This window comes from Bacillus sp. (in: firmicutes) (genome assembly GCF_031983925.1).
In the GTDB taxonomy this organism is placed as follows: domain Bacteria; phylum Bacillota; class Bacilli; order Bacillales; family Bacillaceae_G; genus Bacillus_A; species Bacillus_A pacificus.
Window position 1 is genome coordinate 13,035 of record NZ_DALYZR010000005.1, and the last position, 23,429, is coordinate 36,463.

Genomic DNA, 23,429 nt, shown 5'->3' on the forward strand with positions numbered 1-23,429 from the left:
TGATGAACTTTATCTACATACGCATGGCATTAATCCATTGAAAATTTATCTTCTTTAAAGCAAAACTCTCTTTTAGAAAAAAGAAAAGACACCCTAAGGTGCCTTCCTCCGACTTGAACCATCTTAATTTTAATAATATGTATTGGACTCCCATCCAATTATTATTTTACCATGTTAAGTTGTTTTTGTTTATTGAGAAATACAATAATTTACTTGTGCTGGTTGTCTGTATGAGGTCTTTTTGTAGTCCATGCAGCGATTAACAAAAGAACAATAGCCGTGATAACACCTAAAAGTCCTTGCTTGAGCCACATGGATAATGCGGCATTTGAGCCAATGGCTAGAAACATAAGCATTACTGTGTATTTATTAAATCTCATTATAAGTAACCTCCCAATGTAACTGCACATAAGAAAATTTCACCATTCATTTATTACGTAAAAAATGGTATTAAACAAACTTTAGGTCCCTTATTTACAACTAAAATCTATATTTTAAAAAATGATATAGAAGCGAGCTTGAGTAAAATTATGCGCTAAGCCAATGTGACACTATCTCCGAAGGAAATACCGTATTGCAGAGTAAAAACATTATACTTCCTAGTGGAGTGAAATTCAGTGTTATTTTTATAACGCTCCATTTTTCCATTCTTTATTATGAATATCTAATCCTTCTTGGCCAAAGAAATGGAGAATAAATTCTTTTTCATCACTAACAGTTTTTTTAGCTAGTTTAGATCCTTCCATACTTTTCCTTGTTCCAGAACGTAAATAATGAATTTCCCCAAAGTCTTCAACTGCAGATTCGAAATTTCCATCGTACCATTTGTTCAGAATAGATTCATATTTTGGTCTTTCCTCATTATTTATAACATGTAAGTTGTTTTTTAAGTATTGAATGTTTTCTTTTATCATTTGAAATCGCCCTACATCACGAGTACCAGAAACATGAAGATTATTCCCATTGAATGTGAGTTTTTGTAAAGACATATGTATCATCATATCATTTATCGTTTGCTCGTTTTGGATTTCCCCAATCGACTGTGCCGCTTTAGATAATTCATCTTCACTTACTACATAACTATCTTTTTGTTGCTTTTGAATGGTTTGAACTTTTGATTTTTCCTGAACCTTTTCTTCTTGTTTAGGTTTTGATTCAGGTGTAGCCTTCTCATTTGAGCTACAAGCAACCGTTCCCATAAGCAATGTACTGCATGTTAACGCCATAAGTAACTTTCGTTTCATTTTTTCACGCCTATCTGTATTGGTTATTTTAAATAGATTTTTTAGAATGTAAGATTTCTCATCTCATAGTAGCAAACAATTGATTTGTACATTGTCATGTTTTGTCGAAGGGTAATAAAAATACCTTATGATGTCTTCCTTCGATTTGAATTATCTTAATTTTAATAATATATATTAGACTCCCTTCGCCTATCAAGCTAAGAAAATACAACTACCCCAGAACGAGATTGTATCCTAACTTGCAATAAAAAAGTTCATCTTTTCCTTTTAGGGTAATTTTACATTTTCAAGTTGATAGGCACAGGGCACGCTCTATAAAGCAGATTTTTTGAACAGCGTAACATAATTAATAAAATGTATACTATATATCTTATATGTTATGTGGGAGCCAGAAGCTAAAGGAATTAGTACTTGATTATCATGAAGAAAAAGCCACAGTGAAAGTGTTGATGAAGATTTTTACTAAACTACGCATAGGTAGAAAAGTATATATACTTCTCTACCTATCTTAATGTTACTTGATAAGTGCTTATTTGTATTATATATACAAGGAAATGAAACCGGCTATAACAATCAATGGCAGGATTACTGCGAGTTTATTTTTTAGAGGGACACGTTTGTCTGGGACACCGGGGTGGATAACAAATGCAAGTAAAACAATTGCTCCAATAATACCTAAAAGTGTATGAATGACCATCCTCCTAAGGAATATTATTATTAATTTTATCACACTCAAATAAAAAAAGGATACAAATAACAATTAACCCTAAATACACCATTATGAATTTCAATTATACAGCTTCACCAAACATAAAGTGAAACTATAATCAGCGATGAGTGCCCTTCCCCACTGATTATTAATTGACCCTCTCGAGCATTTACGGGCAAATGAGGGATAACAGTAAAAATAATATAATTAAGAGAGGAGTGAAATTTCACTCCTCTTTTTTACTTGTGGATTTTAACACTCATTAGATCGCTACTAGAATTTTGCTTCTCTAAGCTTATCTCTATTTTAAGATTGTTTTTATTTATATCAAAATTACCTGTGCGTGTATTAGAAGCCACTATATTATCAATCTCTGTACTCAAATCTAAGTTTGGATTTATCATATTGATCCATTTTTCCCCTAACTCTACTAACGCCTTCTTATCTTGACCTCTATCAATTACAAAATTAACAGTAAAGTTACTTTCATTATCGCCTTCTACAGTGAAATTCCCATTAAATTCTGGAATCCCTTCTAATACCGGAGAGAATAACACGACCTCTGAACGTGGACCGCCTATCCCTATATATTTTAGCTCCGCATTATATTTTGCGTTAATTTCAGTAATAAGATTTTGTGCTTCCTTAGATATAGATTTTTTTAATACCGAAGAGCTATCCATCCAACCTTCATGATAATAAATGAGCTCGTCTGCTAAATCTTGTGGGATAGCAGTAGGCTTTGACTCATGCTCTTTTTCCGATTTATTAATTGCATTGTATAAGAATAGTGCATACTGCTCACGAGTCACGAGACTTTGTGGTTCAAACTTATTATCACCTGTGCCCGTCGTAATTTTATTTTCTTGTAATGCACTGATAGCATTTGTTGCCCAGTAATTTTTATCTACATCTTTGAAAGTGGTAGTAGATGTTGCTTTAAAGTTAAAAGCCTTTGTTAATACAACAGCTAATTGTTCACGCGTTAAAACGTTATCTGGACCAAATTTCCCATTACCAAATCCGTTCATAATACCTGCTTTATTAAGAGCTAAAATTTCTTTTTTAAACATATGCTCTTCTATATCTGTGAAAGGGTTTTGTGTATTAAGTTCATCTACTGGCTTCAAGTAGGCATATATTAGTCTAGCTACTTGTCCTCGTGTAATATTATCACCAAAACCAAACATTCCGTTTCCATAACCAGCCACAATATTTTTCTCTTTTAAATCCATAATTGCTTGATAAGACCAGTGATTTTCAGGAACATCTTTAAATCCTAGTGTATTTTCTGCTTGCACATTTGTTAGAGGTGTTAGTGTTGTTGATGCAATAACTGCCCCTGCTAAAATTAATTGTTTAAAATTCATAATTGAATCCCCTTATCCTTAAAATAATATATTAAAAAAATACCGTAAATATTCTTTTTAATATTAACATATAAAGATACTTTTTGTAGGTTAATTATGGAATATTTAAAGAAGATTATTCCAGCATATAATGTTTATACAACTAAATTAAAATCATACTAACTTGCTTCCAATACGCACTCATTTCCTTTACCAATTTTTAAAAAATACAATTTATAAATGCAAAAAATCCCCTCAAAGCATCAGCTTTAAGGGGACCCCTCCTATCATCTTCTCTCTTCATACAACCGATGTGCCTTATATGAGCAAATTAAATACATAACAATTGCTGTAGGAATAAACAACCATGCAAAGCCTCTCATCAATGCTAATGGTGTTTCAAATAAGAATGACCATAGAAATGATACACCTTGCTTATCCCATAGTCCTGGCGTAAAATATAGTTCTTTCGGATTTGCAAGTGCTCCTAAATGAATCGTGTCATTAAACATAAATAGGATTAATATCGGAATAGAGCATATAGCTAACTCTAAAAATGTTTTAGATAGACGTTTATATTTCCCTGCTCGTGACATTTGATCTGAAAAAATGTCATCTTCGCTTTCCTCATCTACCTTTTTAAAATAGTGCGTACCTGACCACCAATTACCAGCTATATGCTCCCAGCCACTATCTTCAAATAATGTGCAGTAATTCATAAAATCACTTTTTCTACTAAATACTCTATGATCTATTTTAATCGTCGCATCTTCTGGTTCTGTATATCTAAATGTATAACCAAATGTATTGCTTTCTAGTTGATAGCCTTTCCAAGCCATCTCTTCTAACCATTTTTCCTCTTTCTCAAAGTCTAAAAAGAATTTCAATCTCCACATCATCGTTTCCCCCAAACTATACGTGTAATAAACTTTTTGTAACCGTAATAATGTGCTGCATTCTCATAAAGTCTAAATGCAATACTTCTTTCCCACGTTCCGTAATGACATACACTTTTCTTCGTTTATCTTCACTTTTTACCGATTCTATTAACCCTTGTTTTAATAAATTTTCAACCGCCCCATACAATGTACCCGCTGCAATTTTCACTTGATGATTACTCAATTCCTCTACCTTTTGCATAATTAAATAACCATGTGCTGGCTCTAATAAAGCTAAAAGAACGTAATACGTCGTTTCCGTTAATGGTAAATTTTTATCTCTATTCATAAAGACCTCCAATGTAACGATAAATATATAGCTAAACTATACAGTCAAATTAAGTTATAAAAAAATAACCTAGATCCCATAGGATCTAGGTTATTTTTTTACATAAATGTAATCGTTACTAAAGAATATCCTTCTTTCGCATTATACGGCTCCGCTTTATAAGAAACACGGTTCGCCCCTTGCGGATAACCAATTTCTCCAATTGCTTTTTTCACATCTTGCAATGCGCCATCCATTGATTGTTTATAAAGGATTTCAATCTTTGGTGACTTTTCATTATAACGTTGCTGCATTTTATTTTTGAATTCATTATAGTTGTTTGCAATGTATTCATTTCCTAAATAATTTAACTTTGTATCTTTTAAAATTTGCTGATATGCAGAAGTTTTCGTACCACCTGCCGCAATTTTATTTGTTAATGTACTATAATAATTTGTTGTAGCTTGCGGATAGTCCCCTCGGTTCCACTCATGATTTCTTGCGATTTGCTCATCTGATAAGTTGAAATAAGAATACGTTACGCGGCCTTGTTCATCTGGCACCGGATCATCGAATGTTGTATCAAGGTGATACCATTTGTTTTCGATTTTCACCAAGTTCCAAGCATGAGGCTGACCGTCTCCAGTTCCTACTACAAAATGATTCTCAATTCCCGCTTCTTTTAATAATTGATAAGTTAATAGTGCGTAACCTTGGCAAACTGCAGAACGATTTACGAGTGCTTCATATGCTGTGTAAGCTTTATAAGACGTATCATAAGAAACATGTTTTACGACATAATCATGAATCGCTTTCACTTTTTCATGATCATCCATCCCAACTTGTGTAATAGAAGAAACAATTGCCTTCGCTTGCTTCATTACATATTCTGTTTGTTCTTTCGTTTCACGATATGTAATTTTCAGCGTAAACGTATAATTTCCAGGTGATCCAGAAAGTCCATATGAAACATTCGATCTATTATTATTTGTATACTCATTTTTACTTGCCACTTCTTTATAAGCGTTAAAAAGTGTATTCATCACTTCTTTTGTATTACTATTTGTCGTTTTATATGGAAGTGTAATATTCGTTTCGTACGCATTAATACGCTTTTGCACTTCATCTTTAAATGCTGCTAATAGTGCTGCATCCCCTGTATCTTGCACCGCAACCGCAGGCTTTTTATACTGCAAAGCATTATATAAAAACTGTGCATATTGTTCACGCGTTACCGTTTTAGCAGGTTCAAATTTCCCGTCGCCTGTACCAGATGCAATCCCGTTTGACTGCACCGCACTAATCGCCCCTTCTGCCCAAAAGCCATCCGGAACATCATTAAATGTATGCTTTTGCTTAGCCGAAACTTGAAAAGCGTTTTTAATAATTTGCGCCATTTCTGCACGGCTAACAGAATCTTTCGGTCTAAAACCTCCATTTCCATCCCCGTTAAAAACCCCTAATTTCGTTAACGTTAAAACCTCTTCTGGAAACAATGTGGATCCTGAGCGAATATCTCGATACGGATTGTTTAAAGTAGATCCATCTTGTAATACGTAACGAGCACCATCATTACTAAACGTACCACCTTGCTTATTTGGTAACAACGCACGATAAATTAAAGCTGCAACTTGCTCTCTCGTCGCAACATCACCGAAACCAAACTTCCCATTTCCATAACCAGAAATAATATTTTTACCCGCTAAATCTTTAATTGCTGGATACGACCAATGCGATGTAGGCACATCGGAAAAAACACCCGCCTCAGCAGCTCTCACATCACTGCCGTTTGTATACAGTAAAGCACCACCAATAAGTGATAATGATGTAATTGATTTTAGTAGTTTCGTGTACATAATTCCTTCTCCCAATATCGTTTCTATTTATGTTATTTTTTGTCGAAAAATCTAAAAGAATATGACAAAACATATTATACTATTAAAATTTTTTGAAGGATATATTAGGTTTTGAAATATGCAAAAATTCATATTGTTATAGGAGCTCATGGTGATATTATGTTGTTTTCTTTGTAAATATATAAATGGCTATGATGCCTTATGTCGAAAACATCATTTATAATTAAGTTGCTTTACTTCTATTGTAAAGATGATAGAGAATACACAAGCATAAATATCAACTTAAAGAGGTATTAGTAATATGAAAAATAAAAGATGTGCTAATTGTGGTTCTACCAATTTTAATGTTAAAAAACAAAAAAACTCTAACTAATTCGTCATGGCGATTTAGTTAGAGTTTTTTTGTTTGAAGTATTCACGAGTATCTACCCTTATCTTTTCAGGTAAAACAATATCAAGTTCTTTATCTAACCATGCAAGAGTCTTTTTACGAAGAAACTCACGCATGTGTTCTTCTGCTTCAAGCATTACTAAGTTAATTGTACAAGAAGAATTGCTAGGTTCACAAGAATTGCAAGCCTCGTCTCGATATAGTAGACCATTCTGTACAATATTTTTACATTGAAAAATAGGTTTTGGACCTTCGACAGCTTCTATTACATCCCAAAAAGAAATATCTTCTGGAGACTTAGCTAACCTATACCCGCCCTTTACACCTGGGACAGAACTTACAATGCCAGCTTTAGATAATTTACCGAAAACTTTTGAAAGAAATGTTTCAGAAAGCCCTTGGAACTCTGCCAAATCTTTTATTCCAACACTTTCCTTAGAAGGAGTGTTAATTAAATAAACTAGGCAATGCAAGGCATATTCAACCCCAACACTATACTGCATATACAAATCACCTGCTTTTTATTTTAAGGGTTATCAAATTGTATCTTAGGACCATTTAGAATTTTAGTCAAATAAAAAAAGGCTCGTTTAGAATAGTATGTATTTCATTTGACAAAAATAATGTCAGAGTTTATATTAAAGACAAATTTAATCGACGATTAATACAGTCGACAATTAAAGCGTAAAAACTTTTAAAAAGGGGAAATACAAATGAACAAAACACTTATCATAAACGCACATCCGAAAGTGGATGATACATCATCAGTCAGCATTAAGGTTTTTAACCATTTTTTAGAATCTTATACAGAATTAATTCCTAATAATGAAACGATTGAACAAATTAATTTATACGATGATGTAGTACCAATGATAGATAAAACTGTTTTAAGCGCATGGGAAGAGCAAGGAAATGGACAACAGTTAACTGATGAAGAGCAAAAAGTAACAGAGCGTATGTCCGAAATTTTACAACAATTTAAAAGTGCAAATACGTATGTTATCGTATTACCTTTGCATAATTTTAATATTCCATCAAAGCTAAAAGACTATATGGACAATATCATGATCGCACGTGAAACATTTAAATATACTGAAACTGGATCAGTGGGACTACTTAAAGATGGAAGAAGAATGCTTGTTATACAAGCAAGTGGATCAATCTATACAAATGATGATTGGTATACAGACGTGGAATACTCTCATAAATATTTAAAAGCAATGTTTAATTTCCTTGGTATTGAAGATTATCAAATCGTTCGTGCACAAGGAACAGCAGTACTAGATCCAAATGAAGTATTACAAAATGCATATAAAGAAGTTAAAGAGGCTGCTTCTAGATTGGCTAACAAATAAATTCTCCTACCGGAAGAATGATGGTTATAATTTAAAATCCCCTCCACCATAAGGCAGAGGGGCTCTTCTCATTCCTACTTCAAACTACCCGCAATCTCCGTAAAGATAATCCCAAGTGAATGTGCACCTGCATCAGGATATCCTAGACTTCTTTCACCAACTGTACCAGCGCGGCCCATACGAGCTACGATTTCTTTCGTGTACTCTGCTCCTTTAACTGCTGCTTCTGCACAGTTTTCATATCTTCTTCGTTTGAAGCGCTAGCTAACCAAGAATCTACACATGGAGCAAGTGCGTCAACAATTGTTTTGTCACCAACTACTGCTCCTCTGCCGAATGATCTTTCACCTATAAAATCTGCTATCTCTTCTTTTTTCTATATTTGCACCAAAACCTTATTTTTTAATCAACATTATTTAACTGCCTCTACTTGTTTCTCTAATTCTCTTCCAAGGAATGCAGCAAGTTCAAGCATACCAAATTGATTTGCTACAGACTCTGCATCAGAATTATAGTTTGTATTTGTATTAATATCATACGTATAAATTGTTCCATCCGAACTGCGAATAAATTCAATACCAGCAACAGTAATCTCATTTTCTTTCAAAAACTCTTTGTATTGTTCAATAATTGGCTCTTGGAAGTCTGGTATAATTTCAAATTTTGTTGACGTCTCTTTCTTACTCTCTTCTCCTATTGGGCAGAAAGCATCTTGAATCGAGCACGCATCTGCTGGACAAAGTTCAAATCCTTCTGATGTATCCACTTTAACCGCATATACAAGCTGGCCACCCACAAACTCACAACGTGTAATATATGGCTCTGGTGCTTCAATATATTGCTGGATTAAAGTAATTCCATCAATGGGTTCTTCAAACGCCGGACTATCCAAATATTGCTCTAAAGCATCAATAGAATGAAAGAGTTGGACACCAAGGCCTTTACCTGCACGGTTATGCTTTGTAATGAACGGTACTTCCCCTAACTCTTTTGCTGCTTTTACTATATGATCACGGCCAACAGCACCAATTGTTTTCGGCACTTGTATCCCAAAATTTCTTAATGCTGCATATTGATTCAATTTACTTACCTCAAGGCGTAACGCACGAGATCCATTAAATACTGTGCGCCCGTATCCCTCTAGCCAAGCAAGAACCCCTTCCGTCAACTCAGGTGCATATCTATGACCTCTCGTATGTGAAGAAGCACTCATGCGGCTATAAAAAACACCTTGGGGAGGTTCTTCGTCTAACGAAATCGTTCCTTCATCTAAATGCCATTCCTCATACGGTAACTCCAACTCTTCTAACCTTCTCACTAAATGATCCGTCCATTCCTTATTCTCATGTAATATGTAAATTTTACTCATTTGTAATCAATTCCTTTCTTTTCGCTTCAACTAATGGCATCACTTTTTCAGAAAATCGTTTCATCTCTTCAAGCTGTGGTGAAAATTGTAAAAGTAATAACGTAACACCCACTTTTTCAAAAGCGAGTATTCTTTCTGCAATTTGTTCTGGTGTTCCGATTAAATTAGGACGTAACCCGCGATTCGATACGGAATAATCATTGAGCTTCACTTGCTGTTCCAACTGCGATTTACTCACAAAATCTTGGTAACCCGCGTAACCTAACGCATCATCTTTCACATCCGTTATGCGTCTCCATTCTTCTAACGCCTCTTCTTCTGTATGACGACAAATGACGTAAGCCGCAAGCCCGAATGATTGCAATGGCTCCTCTGTAACTTTCTTTCTACGATTCTTCATATCTTCTATTTTCACAGATACTTCTTCCACTGTTCCCCCGTGCATGACATATGCATCCGCGTGGTTTACGATTACCTCTTTTCCTCGCTTACTCTCACCACCTGCATAAAGCTTAATGCCTTGTTTCTGCACCGGTTTTGGACTTAAATGTGTATGATGAAGCTCATAAAAGTTCCCTTTATAAGAAAACTCTTCTTCTTTCCAAAGCCCCTTCAAAATTGTTACAAATTCCTCTGTGCGATCATACCTTTCATCATGTGCGGTAAATACTCCGCCGTACTGTTTCGCTTCTTCTTCCCACCATGCTGAAACTACATTCAATGTAAAACGACCATTACTTAATTGATCAATATTTGCTGCCATTTTCGCTGTAACTGCTGGATTGTGGAAGCCAGGTCTTACAGCTGTCATAATCTCTAATCGATCCGTTACTGCTGCAAGTGCTGCCGCAGTGGTCCACGCTTCTAAACTTGGCGCTGAAACACCTTTTATATCATTTAAGTTTAATTCTGCAATAAGTGTTGTTGAAAAACCTAATTGTTCTGCCGCTTGCGCCGTTTGTTTTGCATACTCAAACGTAGGCGGCATAGATTCATCATTTACATTCCGAAGCCATCCCCCAAAAATCGGCAACCAAAAACCATACTCCACTACCTATTCCCCCTTTAACTTTTAGCCATAAAAAAAGCTACTCTTATCGAAATAAGAGTAGCCTTCTTGACTAATTGAACCGCTCTTATCTTTCAGGTGTTTCTTCACCTGCAGGATTTGGCACCTTTCGTCTCATACGAGGTTGCCGAAGTTTCATAGGGCCCGTCCCTCCACTTCTCAACATAAGAATTGTTTGATTTTCATTCATTATAATCGTCAGAATAATAAAAATCAATATTTTAATACTTATTTTTCCGATATACATTGAATGATATATAGAAACCCATATTGCTATAGAGGTGTATAGAGGTATTATGTTGTTTTACTGGCGAATATATAAAGGGGTATGTTGTATCATGTCGAAAACATCATTTATAACTAAGTTACTTTACTTCTATCTTAAAAATACAGCAAAATAAATATGAACCAAAAGAGGTGTTAGTAATATGAAAAATAAACGATGTGATAATTGTGGCTCTACTACATTTAAAGAAGGAAGAGTCGGATCTGCTTATCATGCATATGTTTGCGAAGATGAATCTAGTAGATTTTTTTCAGGAGGGAAACGCTCCAAACTATTAACTACATTCTGTTTAGAATGTGGTGAGGTGAAATCATTTAGAATCGAAAAACCGGATACATTCAAAGAATAAAGTAAATTCAAGAAGATGTTGTTATTAACATGAAAATAGCATTATTTATATTTGAGCTAATAGAAAAAGGGTATAATCTAAAAATGATTCAGATAAACTTATTGGAATACAAAATAAAAGAACCTCAATACATGAGGTTCAAAAAATCTACTATTTTAAATTACCTTCGTAAAAAGCAACTCCATTTTGAACATGTTTTAAATACCATGTAATCGTCCCGCCACAAACATTTTCATTAAAACTATTAGCATATACTCCATTTGAGTAATAAAGAGTTCTTTTGAATTTACCATTAGAATACTCATAAGGAATTGAGCATGCTGCTTGCTTCGGAGAGCTCACATCTTTTTGCGTGTCAGCTGAAGCCGCTCCAATTCCTCCTGTTAATGCAATACCAGTTGCCAATAGCCCTACTACTAATTTCTTAAACATAATAAATCCCCCTTTAATAGTTTTTATAGCTTACAACTTAAATGTATCACTTTTGTAATTTATGTAAATATCTTGAATATGTAGAAATATTTATTTATTTTTTGATAATATTAGGATTTTATTTTATCAAATGAAAAATAGAGGAATTTAGAGAAGTATGTAACAATGCATAATAAATCAACCAGATATTATGATATACTCACAAAGAACTGATACAAAATTTCTTTAGATTGGAAAACTAAAGTCTTGTCTACCTAAAAGGAAGGCGCCTAATGGCGTCTTTTCTTTATTTTCAAAAGGACCTGCTCAATTCATTCTTTAAAACATAAGGTAAAGTGAACCCGTTAAAATCCATGGAATGAACCCTAGTTTTACCCTTTTATCTAAAGGAGGCACTATTGTTATGGGATATGGTGGTAGTTGCGGAGAAGGCTGCGGTTTCGCTGGAGGATTTGCTTTATTAGTTGTATTATTTATTCTATTAATCATTATCGGATGCAGCTGTTTCTGCTAAAAAACTATTAGAAAGAGGTTGTCCCAAAAGCAGCTGAATAACTACTTTTGAGCAACCTCTTTTTTATTGTTTCTTATAAGTAAATTATTTGTATTCCTGTCTATATAATTTAAACGAATAAATAGCTCCAACGAAGAATACAAAAGCTTCAAATAATATAAAGATTTGACGGAAATTCTCGATATCTTTACCAACTAAAGAAATAAATATAGCATTCGTTAGAATTTGAGTAGTAAACATACGAGAAGTAATTTTTAAATAAATAGCATTTGTTCTTTCATCTGGTTTACCAATTTTTTTGTAAATAATAATAAGTGCAATTACTGAACCCAAAAATAGAAGTGCTGTAAGTCCTACAACAATATTGAAATTCCCTGTGCTTTCTAACATCCATTTATTTAATAAATCAATCATTATTATCTTCCTTTCCTACATAAGAGAATATTTCGTTCTTCTTCACTATAATAAAAAAAGAAAAAGGAAAACATCGAACTTTCTTACAAACATTCTTGTATTCTTACAATTTCGTCATTTTGTAAATGTATTCATAGCCTTGCCTTTCACTATTTTCTTTGGAAAACATAGTGAATTACGAGAAAGAGCGCTACAAGATCAACTTCCAAGAAGTAGTGCACGAAACCTCTTAATTAATGAAATTAGTATGTGGAATACTGTTTATTTAAGTAAAGTCATAAAAACTTTGAAAAAAAAAGAACATTTCGTTAGTGCTACCCCACATCCATTAACTTAAGATTTCGGACTATTTTTAAAATTGACTAGTGTTATCCATTAAGAAGATAAAGGAATGAGAAATACGATGAAGAATTAGAATAGATAATGTAAAAAATGGAAAGAGGAGAAAAGATGAATCTAAAATTAATAGATGTAACAGAAGAAAATTTCTTTGAAATTATTAATTTAAAATCAGATAAACTTCAAGAAAAACACATTCAAATATATGAAAGATGGGTTGGTTCAAACGCTTTCTTTCTTGCAGCTTGCCAAACGTTTGGATTTACTCCGAAAGCTATATATGATAATGATGTTTTAATAGGTTTTGCTTCGTATGGGTTTAGAAATGAAACGAAGCAATATGAGTTAATTAGCATGATGCTTGGCCATCAATATCAAGGGTTAGGGTATGGAGTTCCTGTTTTAAAAGCAGTAATAGATAGTATGGTTCAGACGTACAAATGTGAAGAAATATTCTTATCGGTTATTTACGATAATGAACGCGCAAAGCGGATTTATGAAAAAGTGGGTTTTAGGCCAACAGGAAAGATTGAGGAAGGACACCATCCAGAATTAGTTTACTGTTTAAAATTAAAAAACTATGTAAATGTATAAAATTATATATACCTATAGTTCTGTACGAATCATTTCATTTTCTGATTTTTGCTCTATATTCTTTAACATATGAAGCAAAAAAATCTTGAAACACCCATTGCATCTAAAAATTAACCAAGATGTATATATCTCTTATAACGTAAACGGCAAGTAACTCCAAAATATACACTGAAAAATCTCTGTAGAAATTTACATATGTCAAATATAATAGAAAGAATATTCGGTTCATTATCTCAACGCGCTGAATAAGTACATTATTATATGTTGAAAATTTAGCTTAAGGTGGGATTGTATATGACTGAAGATAAAAGACTGAAAAAGCCCGTGGTAAGTTTTATATTACTAACCAACATTATTTTTTGGCCACTTTTTCTGCTTGTAGGAATTACAAAGTTATTAAATTTTCCAACTTGGATTTTTGATGTAATGCTTTGTATATCAGCTTGGTCTTCCACTTTTGCTTTTATATTTCTATTTAAAAGAATTTATCCTGGACAGAGTTTTATTCAATTCGTAAAAGATAGATTTAAAAATAAACTTAATTACTCTATCGTTCTTACTGTAAGTATCATTCAAATAATTATATTTTTGACGATGTTGTTTCTCATTTCGACTAACAGTGACGCAAACTCTATTTTTAATAAAACTACATGGGGCGTATTACTTTATTATGTTGTTAAAACTATTGTATCTGGACCACTAGGAGAAGAATTAGGGTGGAGAGGTTTTGCATTAATGGAGCTTCAGAAAAAATATTCACCATTAAAATCTTCAATCATTATTGGTTTTTGGTGGGGAATGTGGCATCTGCCTATATGGTTTACTACAGGTTTTACAGGCAGTAATTTAATCAAATATATTTTGTTTTTTATGATTGCAATTATATCTACTACAATTATTATGACAACATTTTATAATTTAAATCAAAATTTAATTGTTCCAATGATCATCCACTTTTTCTTTAACTTATTTATTGGCATAATCAATGGACAATTAATTGAATTAATTATGTATACTGCAATTTTTTATTCCATAGTTGCGATTTTACTTATAATTATAAATCCAAAGAAAGTTTTATATGGGAATAAAATTAAAAAATTTGTTAATAGAGAACATGATTTGATTTAGTAATAAGCTTTTGCAGTTTTTTATGCTTGTTCTATACAAAATTAGTAGACGTAGCGTCTCATTACCAATAGTCAACGATACATAAAATTTTCGTTACGGGGGAGTTGTATTTTCTTAGCTTGATGGTGATGTAACCTCAACTTAGTAAAATATCATTTGGATGCGAATCCAATATATATTATTAAAACTACGATGGTTCTTGTCGGAGAAGGGCGCCTTTGGTTGTCTTCTCTTTTAGGGCAAGGAATAAAGTGAAACTTTAATCAGTGGGGGTTTTGTTCATCCCCCACTGATTATTAGTTGAACCAATCGGGCTTACTGCCCGTTAATGCGGGATAAAATTTACCGGGATATATATGAAAATAAATTATCTGATTCTTTTAAAAAAAACGCTCATTTGAGCGTTTCATCTCTATACCTAATAATTACTTTTTTCACTTAAAACTCTTCTTCAGTAATAAGCCCTTGATCTAATAACTCTTTATACTTCAATATTTTATCAGCCCCATGGCTCTCCGTGTGTATATTGTATAACGCTTGTTGTATTAACCTTTGTTTGGTCCGTTGAAACATTTACTCCATTTAATAGTATGACCGTAATTATAAATCCAATTGAACTACTTATGATTCTTTTCATTTTAAAGCCCCTTTCTGAAAACCTTTTTCTTTTTCTTTATATCCTAAATAGAAGTATTCACTGGATTTTATTGAATTTCCTTCTTTATGATATTTAACCGCTAATTTTTCAGCGTATTCCTGGACATATTGCCATAAACCTACTTCATTAAAGAAAGAAATTCCTTTAGAAATAGCTAACTCTAATTCTTCAGCAGAAACATTCTCATTCATTCCCTTTAGAATGGTAAAATGATGTTCATATTCTTTTTGTTCTAGTTCATTACAGATTACTAATCCTTTTTCAATTAAAGAGGCTGCAAGCTTTGTTTTTCCTAACTTTAAATTCTCTCTAGCTTCCAAAAAAATCGCTCTAAAGTGATTCGGAATTTTTTGTGATACTTCTGATAAATAACGAAGTGCTAAATCAGATAGGTTTTGCTCTGCATACATAACCCCTAAGCTATGTCGAACTCGTAACATTAGCTCTTCTTCATTCTGCTTTTTCAAAATATCCAAAGACGACATAAAATAAACTTCTGCCTGTTCAAATTCATTTAGCTTTACACATGCTAACCCAAGAACATTGTCACATGCCGCGACCTTCCTACTATACCCGTACAGCCCTTCAAATATATTTCTTGCTCTAGTTGCATATTGAATAACTAAAATAGGCTGGCAAACATGATAATAGTAGCTAGATAGCTTAAAGTTAAATTCTGCTTTTTCGATTGGATCCTGAATATTTTCCAACAAAGATTCTGCTATTCCATAATGCGTTTCAGCCACTTTAAAATCACCGTTTACCGTAGCATGAGAAGCCTTAAAGAAATGGTAATAATATAATAAAGATTCATCTGATGGCGCTTCATCTAACTTCATTTTTCTTAGATCATTCTTAGATATGTCAGATTGATGGGGATAAAACTCTGCACTTAACATTTTAAATCTAAAATCTAAAAGTGAATAAAACTCTGTATTCTTTTGATTTTCTTCCATACTATTAATTTTTGTATCAATACTTTGTTTTAATTCCTTTGCCTTAACGAAATTCTGTGAACGAATTTCTCGATACCAATCATGTAAAAGTAAAGTGATTTCTTCCTTTTTTATTACGTGTACACTCATATAGCCCCTTCTCCTTTGTCTATAGATTACTAATATAATAACAAAAATAAACCTAGAAAACATTTAATTTTCAGAATATTAACACTCCAAAAAATTTCTCAATACATTTTCACCATTTCAACTCTTTAGACTTATAACTTTTTCTGTTCCTTATTCGTTTCTATATAAAAAATAAACATATAAATCGAAGATACTATAATTTTTTATAATTCTTGATTTCTCACTCTTCTTGCATGATAAATTTCTCCATACTAATTAACAACTAATATTAAAACTATTAATCCAATAAATCCTTAGAAAAAATGGTTATCTATACACTAACTTAGTTAAATATGGATATTTTTCAAGGAGATAAAAAAACTAACCCCTATAAGGGATTAGTTTTTTTATCTCAAAAGCTATTATATTACATAGTTTTATGAGCAAATGTTATATAATGTTGTGTGGGATACATAACCTGTCATCCCTTTATAAGTAACTTTTAACCACTGATTAGAATTACTATAATGCCCTTGAACATACTCACCAGTTACCCATGTGCCAGTAATTTTCTCACCACTATTAAATGTATGTAACACAGGTGATCCAACAGTGTAACCACTGCGCATCTTTGCACCATATGTACCTACCGTACCTCCCTTTGCACAAGCTGCTACTACTGTTTCATTTTCAGTAGTATTCGTAGCCGCGAAAGCAGAGCCGTTAAATGTAAACAAAGTAAAGATAAAAGCTGTTAATAAAGTACCAATAGATAAGCGACGTAACAAAATAAATTCCCCCTTTTTATAATTTATTTCTTCACAAACGATTATCCTAAATATTCTAACTATTTTCAATATATTAATGTTGAGAAATATTAGTTGTATTTTTGAAATAAGATTTTATCAAAAATATTAACAAACTCATATCTTTACAGAGAGAGCGTCGAAGAAGTCTTCTACATATCAACTATATAAAAGTCCCTCCGCCTTAAGGCAAAGGGACTTTCTCATTCCTATTTCAAACTACCCGCAATCTCCGTAAAGATAACCCCAAGCGCATGCGCACCTGCATCTGGATAGCCTAAACTTCTTTCACCAACTGTACCGGCGCGGCCCATGCGAGCTACGATTTCTTTCGTGTACTCTGCGCCTTTAACTGCTGCTTCTGCTCCTTTTTCAAAAGCAGTTTTCATATTTTCTTCGTTTGAAGCGCTAGCTAACCAAGAATCTACACATGGAGCAAGTGCGTCAACAAGTGTTTTGTCACCAACTACTGCTCCTCTTCCGAATGATCTTTCACCGATAGATTGTATGCCTTGCAGTGCTGCTTGCAACATTTCAGCGAATTCTTTCACTGTTAGCTCACGTTTTTCGCCTGCTGCTTTACTAGCTGCACGGAATGCTCCGCCCCAAATTGGACCTGAAGCTCCGCCGCAATGTTCCATAATAATCATGGAACAACCGTCAAGGAATGATCCGATCGTTACGTTTTCTTGTTCTACAATCGAATGCCACTCACGTTTTAATTGCTTAAATCCTTTTGCTACACTCATTCCGAAGTCTCCGTCACCAGCATGCGTGTCTAGCTCACAGAACGGTACTTCATTTTTAATAATAATATCGCTCATTTTATCAACGAGATAAATCATGTTGTTTAATGTAATAACATTATCTTTAATCACAGCGTGCTCTTCTGCTGTTTCTATTTCAAAGGAAACTTCTTTCTCTTCTGTTTCTTCAAGTACATTTACGTACTCTACACTTTCAACTGGCCCATCTACTTTAAACGCTGGTGTATTACACTCTTTTGATAGTAATGTTTTTAGCTCATCATCTAATTTCATCACCGTTAAAGACATACCAGCCATATCAATACTCGTCATATAGTTACCAACGAATACTCTATTAATTTTAATGTTTCTAGCAGCTAATTCTCGTGTAACTGCGTTGTTAAATAAGTAAAGTTCTTGCAGTGGTGTTCCGCCAAAACCGTTAACTAAAAGTGCAATTTCTTCGCCATCTTTTACTCCTAAATCTTTCATTAAATCATTTGTCATACGGTTCGCTAATTCATCAGCTGACAACATTTTTTCACGTTTAATTCCTGGTTCGCCGTGAATACCTACGCCGTATTCCATTTCATCTTCCGCAAGTGTGAAAGTAGGTGATCCACTCGCTGGAACTGTACAAGACGTTAACGCTAAACCGATTGTGCGCACGTTAGCAGCTGCTTTTTCTGCGACAGCTTTCACCGCTCCTAAATCCATACCTGCTTCCGCTGCTGCACCAGCAATTTTATGAACTAAAATAACGCCCGCAACGCCGCGTCTTCCTACTGTATACAAGCTATCTTCCACCGCAATATCATCGTCCACTTTTACGTAATCTACTTCAATTCCATCTTCCGTCGCTAAATGAGCTCCGTTTTTGAAATTCATAATATCGCCGCTATAATTTTTAATAATTAATAACGTACCTTTTTTACTAGCTGTCTCTTTAATTGCTTGATATACCTGAATTTGCGAAGGAGATGCGAACACATCTCCGCACACTGCCGCATCTAACATTCCTTTTCCGACTAGACCTGCATGCGCTGGCTCATGGCCACTACCGCCGCCGCTAATTAACGTTACTTTATTTTCGTTCATTTCTTTCTTCTTAATGACTTTATATTTTTTCAAAAGCTCAAGCTCTGGGTGCGCCATCACCATTCCGTTACACATTTCCATTACTAATGTTTCTGGTTTATTTATAATCTTTTTCATTGTAGTTCTCCCTCAATTCCTTTAATATATTGTGATATATTTGAAATCTTCTTCTTACTATCTATGTTAAAATGAAAGCGTTTTATAGTAAACGGACAAAATGGACAATCTGTCTAAAGACACCGCTCTCATTTATGGGTAGGATTTTCATATTACTAACATTCTAGGGATGATTCAGATGACCTCTTCTATAATTTCTAAAAAGATAATCGCGAACTCATTGAAACATTTAATGGAAACAGAGTCTTTTCATAAAATATCAGTGAGCGATATTATGTTACACTGTCAAATGCGTAGGCAAACTTTTTATTATCATTTTAAAGATAAATTTGAACTATTAAGCTGGATTTATAGAGAAGAAACGAAAGAAAACATTATTGACTTTCTCGACTATGAAACGTGGGAAAATATTTTTGATTTATTATTTGATTACTTTTATGAAAATCAAAAATTTTACCGAAATGCTTTTAAAGTCATTGAACAAAACTCGTTTAATCACTATTTATTTGAGCATACGAAAAACTTATATATGAAGATTATTGATGAATTATCTGTGAGCTGTGGATTCAGCCTTTCTGATGAGACAAAAAATACGATTGCCTCCTTTTATAGTCACGGCTTCGTTGGAACGATAAAAGATTGGATTGAAAGCAAGTGCGAAGTAGATCCTTCCATTATGTCTTCTCTCATGAAAAATATGATAAACAATCAATTACTACTATTACTGGAGCAATCAGCAAAGTAATTAAAGGGTGGCAAAAGCAATGAAAAAGATTATGAATGATGTACAAAATATCGTTCAAGATATGCTGCATGGCTTTTATTTTGAACATAACGACAAAGTAAATTATGACGAAACAAATAACATCATTTATGTAAAAGATATCGAAAAAATGAAGCAAGACGTCGCTATTATAAGTGGCGGTGGTAGCGGACATGAACCTGCTGATATTGGTTATGTAGGGAAAGGTATGCTTACAGCGGCAGTAAACGGCAGTATTTTCACTCCGCCTACAGTGGAACAAATTGTGACGGCAACTCGCCTCGTGCCAAAAGATAAAAGTATACTATTCATCATCAAAAACTTTAAAGATGACGTTGAGAACTTTCTAGCGGCTGAGCAGATCGCTAAAGAAGAAGGAAAAAAAATTGACCATATCATCATAAATGACGACGTTTCAATTGAAGATGATGCTTCTTTTAATAAAAGAAGACGCGGCGTCGCTGGCACTGTTTTCGTTCAAAAAATACTTGGTGCGGCTGCTCTTGAAGGTCATTCTTTAGAAGAACTAACAACACTCGGCCGTTCTGTTACCGAGAACTTACACACATTAGGAGTCGCCCTTTCACCTGCCAACGATCCAGTGAAAGGACAAGCTTCATTCACATTAAACGAAGATGAAGTCTTTTACGGCGTCGGCATTCACGGAGAAAAAGGTTACCGCAAAGAAGCATTATCCTCTTCTGAAATATTAGCGATTGAACTAATGAACAAACTAAAAAGCATTTATCGCTGGCGAAAAGGTGACAACTTCGCCATCCTTATTAATGGACTCGGCGCAACACCTTTAATGGAACAATACATTTTCGCAAACGACATTCGTCGTTTGTGTGAGCTGGAAGGATTACAGATTACATTCGTAAAAGTTGGTACACTGCTAACTTCTTTAGATATGAAGGGTGTTTCTTTAAGTTTACTTAAGGTAGAGGACTTGAACTGGGTGAAGTGGTTGAAAGAAAATACGGAAACTGCTAGTTGGTAATATAAATAAAAATAGGATGGCTTCAATTGGCCAGCCTATTTTTGTACGTAATTCAGCTATTTAAAAATTTTCGTCCTCAATATTACAGCAATTTTACATCAAAAATGTAAATCCTCATTTCCTTCGTATTTTCCTTTATTAAGCCTTTTTCTTATGAATAATTCTGCGACAATTAAATTGGGTACCCATGCTAACCAAGCAATAATAGCGTAACTAAGTTCAAAATGTTCTATCCCAAATAGAACGATAAACAAAGGTAGCCAAATTCTTAATGTAACTGCCGCAAAGGTTAAAGCATAATTTCTAATCATCCAATTTCGATGCTCTTTAATTTTTTTATTCTTAACTCTATGTAATGCTTGATATGCTGATGTTAGCCAAAGTACGGATAACAAACCGAAACCTAGCTTCGCTACCAATCCTCCCGTAGCATAAAAGGATAGGTATAGTCCAGAAACGCCGCCTAATAATATACCAACCATATAAATTCTCCCAGCTATTCGATGACGGTTGATATTCCTTTCTCTAAATTTAGTGGATAATGTAAACGGACCAATTACTAATGCTACTATACTAGTTGTAATATGTATAAATAGCATCATATACCAGAACGCACTTAATTTAGATCCAAACATAAGCTTCACTTTTACAAGCCCTGTTTGAAATCCATCCATAATAAAATATTGGACAACAATATAACTAGATACTAAAAGAGCAAAACAAGTAAATACAAACCAAATTTTCCTGTTCAAATTTCACTGCCTCCTTATTACATGAAGGAATTAGATTATACATTACTGTTCATTCTAGGGAAAAATAGAAAAGCCTTCTTTACTGATCTATTCAACACATTGTTTTTATAAACCGAATGACTTACATGCAGCGACGAATAAAATATATGATACAAGGCCCTTCTTCATACATAAAAACCCTCAAGTATGTCGTTCTATACTTGAGGGTTTTTTCATTTATTCTCTCTCGTCTCTCATTTTCTTAAATCAATAATTAGCTCATCTGTAATCTGCTCAAGATGGAAAAATCTTTTTATATAATGGATATCAGACCATTTTTCTTCTCCACCAATAATAAATAATTCTTGCGCATCATACATAAATGAAAAGCTTGGATAGAAACTGTCCGCTTTTATTTCAATCTCACCAATACGATTACTGATAATCTTACAGTCTACCGAATAGCTTAATAACGTATAGAGAGAATCTTGTGCTGATTGGAAGAAATACTTCATAAGTGTGGTTATATCATCACTATTGGTAATGCACACTTTAAAAAAGTTCGTATCCTTTTTCTTATTAGTAAAAACTAGCTCAAAATGAAGTTTATTCTCTTCTAAAAATCCTTCAATAAAGTCTCTACATAAATAAGTTTCAAATAGCATATACATAGGAAATTTGTTATGTGTACCCATAAATCCTTTAATGATTTCTTCGAATCCTGTATGCTGATTCCAATTCGTCCCCACTCCTATCATAATAGGGTGATTTAAATAAATAGGATACGGTGATAACCCTTCATCTTTTAACATATATACTCGTTTTTCATCTGTATGAAGAGCTGGTTTTGATTCTTTTAGTAAGTATTGAGATAATTGAACATGTAACACATTTACACCTGCCTATCATGTAATACATAAACTATATCTATTAAGTTAGAAAAAGAGAATGCGTCATTCACATTTTACTGTGTTTGGGTGTGGAGAACGAGAATCATTTTATAAACGAGATCACACATCTCATTGGAGAATTACAGGTCTTCCAAACAAAGCTGGATAATAAATTAACATCGCTCCTACAAATGAACACACTAAACAAAAAATAGCCTCGTATTTTATGACTAGCGAAGAGTTCATATCAATCTTTTTTTCCTCTCTTTTCAATATCATTTTAAATAATGCTGTATATAATACTTTATATAATACATACCCAACAATCGTCCCAAGAGTATTCGTAAATAAATCATCAATATCTGTAATTCTATTATTTAGTAATTGATTTAACTCAATTGCCAATGAAAAAAAGAATCCCGCGCATACGGTGTTTTTCATTTTTCTAAATTGCGGCCAAATGGTCGGTAATAAAAAACCTAAAGGCATAAACAGTAAAATATTCAAAAGATACGTCGTACTACCTACCGTATCAAATAGAGTCAAATTAATTTGATTTACACGAATCCACGTTTCATATCTACTTATATCCCATACAGTCGCGATTTGCGTCACTTTATACACTAGCGAAAGGTAGAATAGAAAAACATATACCCATAAAAAATGCCGAATAGATATATTGTTTTTCGCTTTAAAATAACATCCAATTTGAAATACAATACAAAACATAATTGTAAAAAAATACGTATACAAATAACTCATCAAGACTTCTGTGCGCATGTGGAATCCCCTAACTTTACATTTTCATCTATTATTTAGAACATAGTTTAAGAATCGGTACTTTGTTCATATATTTAATCTTCTACTTTGTCTTCGAATATCGGGAATATATTAAAAATAAACAATCCCCACTTCTTCATTTTCAGTCTCCTCCTTGATGTAACTTGTTTAT

General features: G+C 33.5%; 25 protein-coding genes, 2 pseudogenes and 1 riboswitch. Of the genes and pseudogenes, 8 read left to right on the forward strand and 19 right to left on the reverse strand.

The window, feature by feature from the left end:
- Nucleotides 1-209 precede the first annotated feature (209 nt).
- The 7 genes from RTP99_RS16810 to RTP99_RS16840 all read right to left on the reverse strand — a co-directional run bounded on the left by RTP99_RS16810 (nucleotide 210) and on the right by RTP99_RS16840 (nucleotide 7,258).
- Nucleotides 210-380: a hypothetical protein gene (locus tag RTP99_RS16810; protein WP_001211982.1), complete on the reverse strand. Its 171-nt coding sequence runs from the start codon at nucleotides 378-380 to the stop codon at nucleotides 210-212.
- Nucleotides 381-626: 246 nt separating this feature from the next.
- Entirely contained in the window at nucleotides 627-1,244 is a 618-nt protein-coding gene (locus tag RTP99_RS16815; protein ID WP_000823711.1) for a DUF6241 domain-containing protein, read from the reverse strand.
- Between the two features lie 948 nt (nucleotides 1,245-2,192).
- Nucleotides 2,193-3,323 carry an S-layer homology domain-containing protein gene (locus RTP99_RS16820; protein ID WP_001009751.1) on the reverse strand — a complete coding sequence of 377 codons (1,131 nt, stop codon included), beginning with the start codon at nucleotides 3,321-3,323 and terminating at the stop codon, nucleotides 2,193-2,195.
- Between the two features lie 266 nt (nucleotides 3,324-3,589).
- On the reverse strand, nucleotides 3,590-4,201 hold the full coding sequence (locus tag RTP99_RS16825) for a DUF2812 domain-containing protein (protein WP_041184648.1): 612 nt from the start codon (nucleotides 4,199-4,201) through the stop codon (nucleotides 3,590-3,592).
- Between the two features lie 13 nt (nucleotides 4,202-4,214).
- Nucleotides 4,215-4,529: a PadR family transcriptional regulator gene (locus tag RTP99_RS16830; RefSeq protein WP_001078069.1), complete on the reverse strand. Its 315-nt coding sequence runs from the start codon at nucleotides 4,527-4,529 to the stop codon at nucleotides 4,215-4,217.
- A gap of 98 nt (nucleotides 4,530-4,627) precedes the next feature.
- A complete protein-coding gene (locus RTP99_RS16835; protein ID WP_000288200.1) occupies nucleotides 4,628-6,364 on the reverse strand; it encodes an S-layer homology domain-containing protein in 1,737 nt (578 codons plus the stop codon).
- Nucleotides 6,365-6,751: 387 nt separating this feature from the next.
- Nucleotides 6,752-7,258 (reverse strand): RrF2 family transcriptional regulator, encoded by a 507-nt coding sequence (locus RTP99_RS16840; RefSeq protein ID WP_001200347.1) that lies wholly within the window; start codon nucleotides 7,256-7,258, stop codon nucleotides 6,752-6,754.
- Nucleotides 7,259-7,468: 210 nt separating this feature from the next.
- On the opposite strand from RTP99_RS16840, the gene RTP99_RS16845 reads away from it, so the two are divergent.
- Nucleotides 7,469-8,110 (forward strand): FMN-dependent NADH-azoreductase, encoded by a 642-nt coding sequence (locus RTP99_RS16845; protein WP_001044349.1) that lies wholly within the window; start codon nucleotides 7,469-7,471, stop codon nucleotides 8,108-8,110.
- Between the two features lie 74 nt (nucleotides 8,111-8,184).
- Here RTP99_RS16845 and RTP99_RS16850 read toward each other — a convergent pair.
- The 3 genes and pseudogenes from RTP99_RS16850 to RTP99_RS16860 all read right to left on the reverse strand — a co-directional run.
- Nucleotides 8,185-8,462, reverse strand: a pseudogene (locus RTP99_RS16850) (DAK2 domain-containing protein); the annotation flags it as partial.
- A 60-nt stretch (nucleotides 8,463-8,522) separates the two neighbouring features.
- Entirely contained in the window at nucleotides 8,523-9,479 is a 957-nt protein-coding gene (locus tag RTP99_RS16855) for an ATP-grasp domain-containing protein (protein WP_000036937.1), read from the reverse strand.
- On the reverse strand, nucleotides 9,472-10,530 hold the full coding sequence (locus RTP99_RS16860) for an LLM class flavin-dependent oxidoreductase (protein WP_000455640.1): 1,059 nt from the start codon (nucleotides 10,528-10,530) through the stop codon (nucleotides 9,472-9,474). Before RTP99_RS16860 ends, RTP99_RS16855 begins: the two co-directional genes overlap by 8 nt.
- A gap of 82 nt (nucleotides 10,531-10,612) precedes the next feature.
- Nucleotides 10,613-10,719: riboswitch (SAM riboswitch) on the reverse strand.
- Nucleotides 10,720-10,976: 257 nt separating this feature from the next.
- On the opposite strand from RTP99_RS16860, the gene RTP99_RS16865 reads away from it, so the two are divergent.
- Nucleotides 10,977-11,183 carry a hypothetical protein gene (locus tag RTP99_RS16865; protein WP_000792080.1) on the forward strand — a complete coding sequence of 69 codons (207 nt, stop codon included), beginning with the start codon at nucleotides 10,977-10,979 and terminating at the stop codon, nucleotides 11,181-11,183.
- Nucleotides 11,184-11,333: 150 nt separating this feature from the next.
- On the opposite strand, the gene RTP99_RS16870 is transcribed toward RTP99_RS16865, so the two are convergent.
- Nucleotides 11,334-11,615 (reverse strand): LCI fold-containing protein, encoded by a 282-nt coding sequence (locus RTP99_RS16870; protein ID WP_000473839.1) that lies wholly within the window; start codon nucleotides 11,613-11,615, stop codon nucleotides 11,334-11,336.
- 403 nt (nucleotides 11,616-12,018) lie between these two features.
- On the opposite strand from RTP99_RS16870, the gene RTP99_RS16875 reads away from it, so the two are divergent.
- Entirely contained in the window at nucleotides 12,019-12,129 is a 111-nt protein-coding gene (locus RTP99_RS16875; protein ID WP_000540371.1) for a YjcZ family sporulation protein, read from the forward strand.
- An 84-nt stretch (nucleotides 12,130-12,213) separates the two neighbouring features.
- Here RTP99_RS16875 and RTP99_RS16880 read toward each other — a convergent pair whose 3' ends face one another.
- Entirely contained in the window at nucleotides 12,214-12,543 is a 330-nt protein-coding gene (locus RTP99_RS16880) for a hypothetical protein (protein WP_000566282.1), read from the reverse strand.
- 136 nt (nucleotides 12,544-12,679) lie between these two features.
- Between RTP99_RS16880 and RTP99_RS16885 the strand changes: the two are divergent.
- The 3 genes and pseudogenes from RTP99_RS16885 to RTP99_RS16895 form a co-directional block, all read left to right on the forward strand.
- A pseudogene (locus RTP99_RS16885) lies at nucleotides 12,680-12,850 on the forward strand (Tn3 family transposase); the annotation flags it as partial.
- Between the two features lie 143 nt (nucleotides 12,851-12,993).
- Nucleotides 12,994-13,476 carry a GNAT family N-acetyltransferase gene (locus RTP99_RS16890; RefSeq protein WP_001049725.1) on the forward strand — a complete coding sequence of 161 codons (483 nt, stop codon included), beginning with the start codon at nucleotides 12,994-12,996 and terminating at the stop codon, nucleotides 13,474-13,476.
- A 294-nt stretch (nucleotides 13,477-13,770) separates the two neighbouring features.
- Nucleotides 13,771-14,604: a CPBP family intramembrane glutamic endopeptidase gene (locus tag RTP99_RS16895; RefSeq protein ID WP_000133834.1), complete on the forward strand. Its 834-nt coding sequence runs from the start codon at nucleotides 13,771-13,773 to the stop codon at nucleotides 14,602-14,604.
- Between the two features lie 499 nt (nucleotides 14,605-15,103).
- Here RTP99_RS16895 and RTP99_RS16900 read toward each other — a convergent pair whose 3' ends face one another.
- The 4 genes from RTP99_RS16900 to dhaK form a co-directional block, all read right to left on the reverse strand.
- Nucleotides 15,104-15,241 carry a Phr family secreted Rap phosphatase inhibitor gene (locus tag RTP99_RS16900; RefSeq protein ID WP_000821339.1) on the reverse strand — a complete coding sequence of 46 codons (138 nt, stop codon included), beginning with the start codon at nucleotides 15,239-15,241 and terminating at the stop codon, nucleotides 15,104-15,106.
- A complete protein-coding gene (locus RTP99_RS16905) occupies nucleotides 15,238-16,347 on the reverse strand; it encodes a response regulator aspartate phosphatase (RefSeq protein WP_046646456.1) in 1,110 nt (369 codons plus the stop codon). The genes RTP99_RS16900 and RTP99_RS16905 overlap by 4 nt, the downstream gene beginning before the upstream one ends.
- Before the next feature lie 416 nt (nucleotides 16,348-16,763).
- Nucleotides 16,764-17,114 carry an SH3 domain-containing protein gene (locus RTP99_RS16910; protein WP_000946197.1) on the reverse strand — a complete coding sequence of 117 codons (351 nt, stop codon included), beginning with the start codon at nucleotides 17,112-17,114 and terminating at the stop codon, nucleotides 16,764-16,766.
- Nucleotides 17,115-17,341: 227 nt separating this feature from the next.
- Nucleotides 17,342-19,093 (reverse strand): dihydroxyacetone kinase subunit DhaK, encoded by a 1,752-nt coding sequence (gene dhaK, locus RTP99_RS16915; RefSeq protein WP_000720723.1) that lies wholly within the window; start codon nucleotides 19,091-19,093, stop codon nucleotides 17,342-17,344.
- Between the two features lie 178 nt (nucleotides 19,094-19,271).
- Here dhaK and dhaS point away from each other — a divergent pair, with 178 nt between their 5' ends.
- Both dhaS and dhaQ read left to right on the forward strand, forming a co-directional pair.
- Nucleotides 19,272-19,838: a dihydroxyacetone kinase transcriptional activator DhaS gene (dhaS, locus tag RTP99_RS16920; protein WP_000204205.1), complete on the forward strand. Its 567-nt coding sequence runs from the start codon at nucleotides 19,272-19,274 to the stop codon at nucleotides 19,836-19,838.
- 19 nt (nucleotides 19,839-19,857) lie between these two features.
- A complete protein-coding gene (gene dhaQ, locus RTP99_RS16925) occupies nucleotides 19,858-20,856 on the forward strand; it encodes a DhaKLM operon coactivator DhaQ (RefSeq protein WP_312366551.1) in 999 nt (332 codons plus the stop codon).
- A 98-nt stretch (nucleotides 20,857-20,954) separates the two neighbouring features.
- Here dhaQ and RTP99_RS16930 read toward each other — a convergent pair whose 3' ends face one another.
- From RTP99_RS16930 to RTP99_RS16940, 3 genes are all read right to left on the reverse strand, one after another.
- Nucleotides 20,955-21,608, reverse strand: coding sequence for a DUF2306 domain-containing protein (locus RTP99_RS16930; protein ID WP_001080292.1), 654 nt, complete (start codon nucleotides 21,606-21,608; stop codon nucleotides 20,955-20,957).
- A 233-nt stretch (nucleotides 21,609-21,841) separates the two neighbouring features.
- Entirely contained in the window at nucleotides 21,842-22,477 is a 636-nt protein-coding gene (locus RTP99_RS16935; RefSeq protein ID WP_000903472.1) for a hypothetical protein, read from the reverse strand.
- Nucleotides 22,478-22,606: 129 nt separating this feature from the next.
- The gene (locus RTP99_RS16940; RefSeq protein ID WP_001258620.1) at nucleotides 22,607-23,257 is read right to left on the reverse strand and encodes a VanZ family protein; all 651 of its coding nucleotides are present in this window, start codon (nucleotides 23,255-23,257) and stop codon (nucleotides 22,607-22,609) included.
- Nucleotides 23,258-23,429 lie beyond the last annotated feature (172 nt).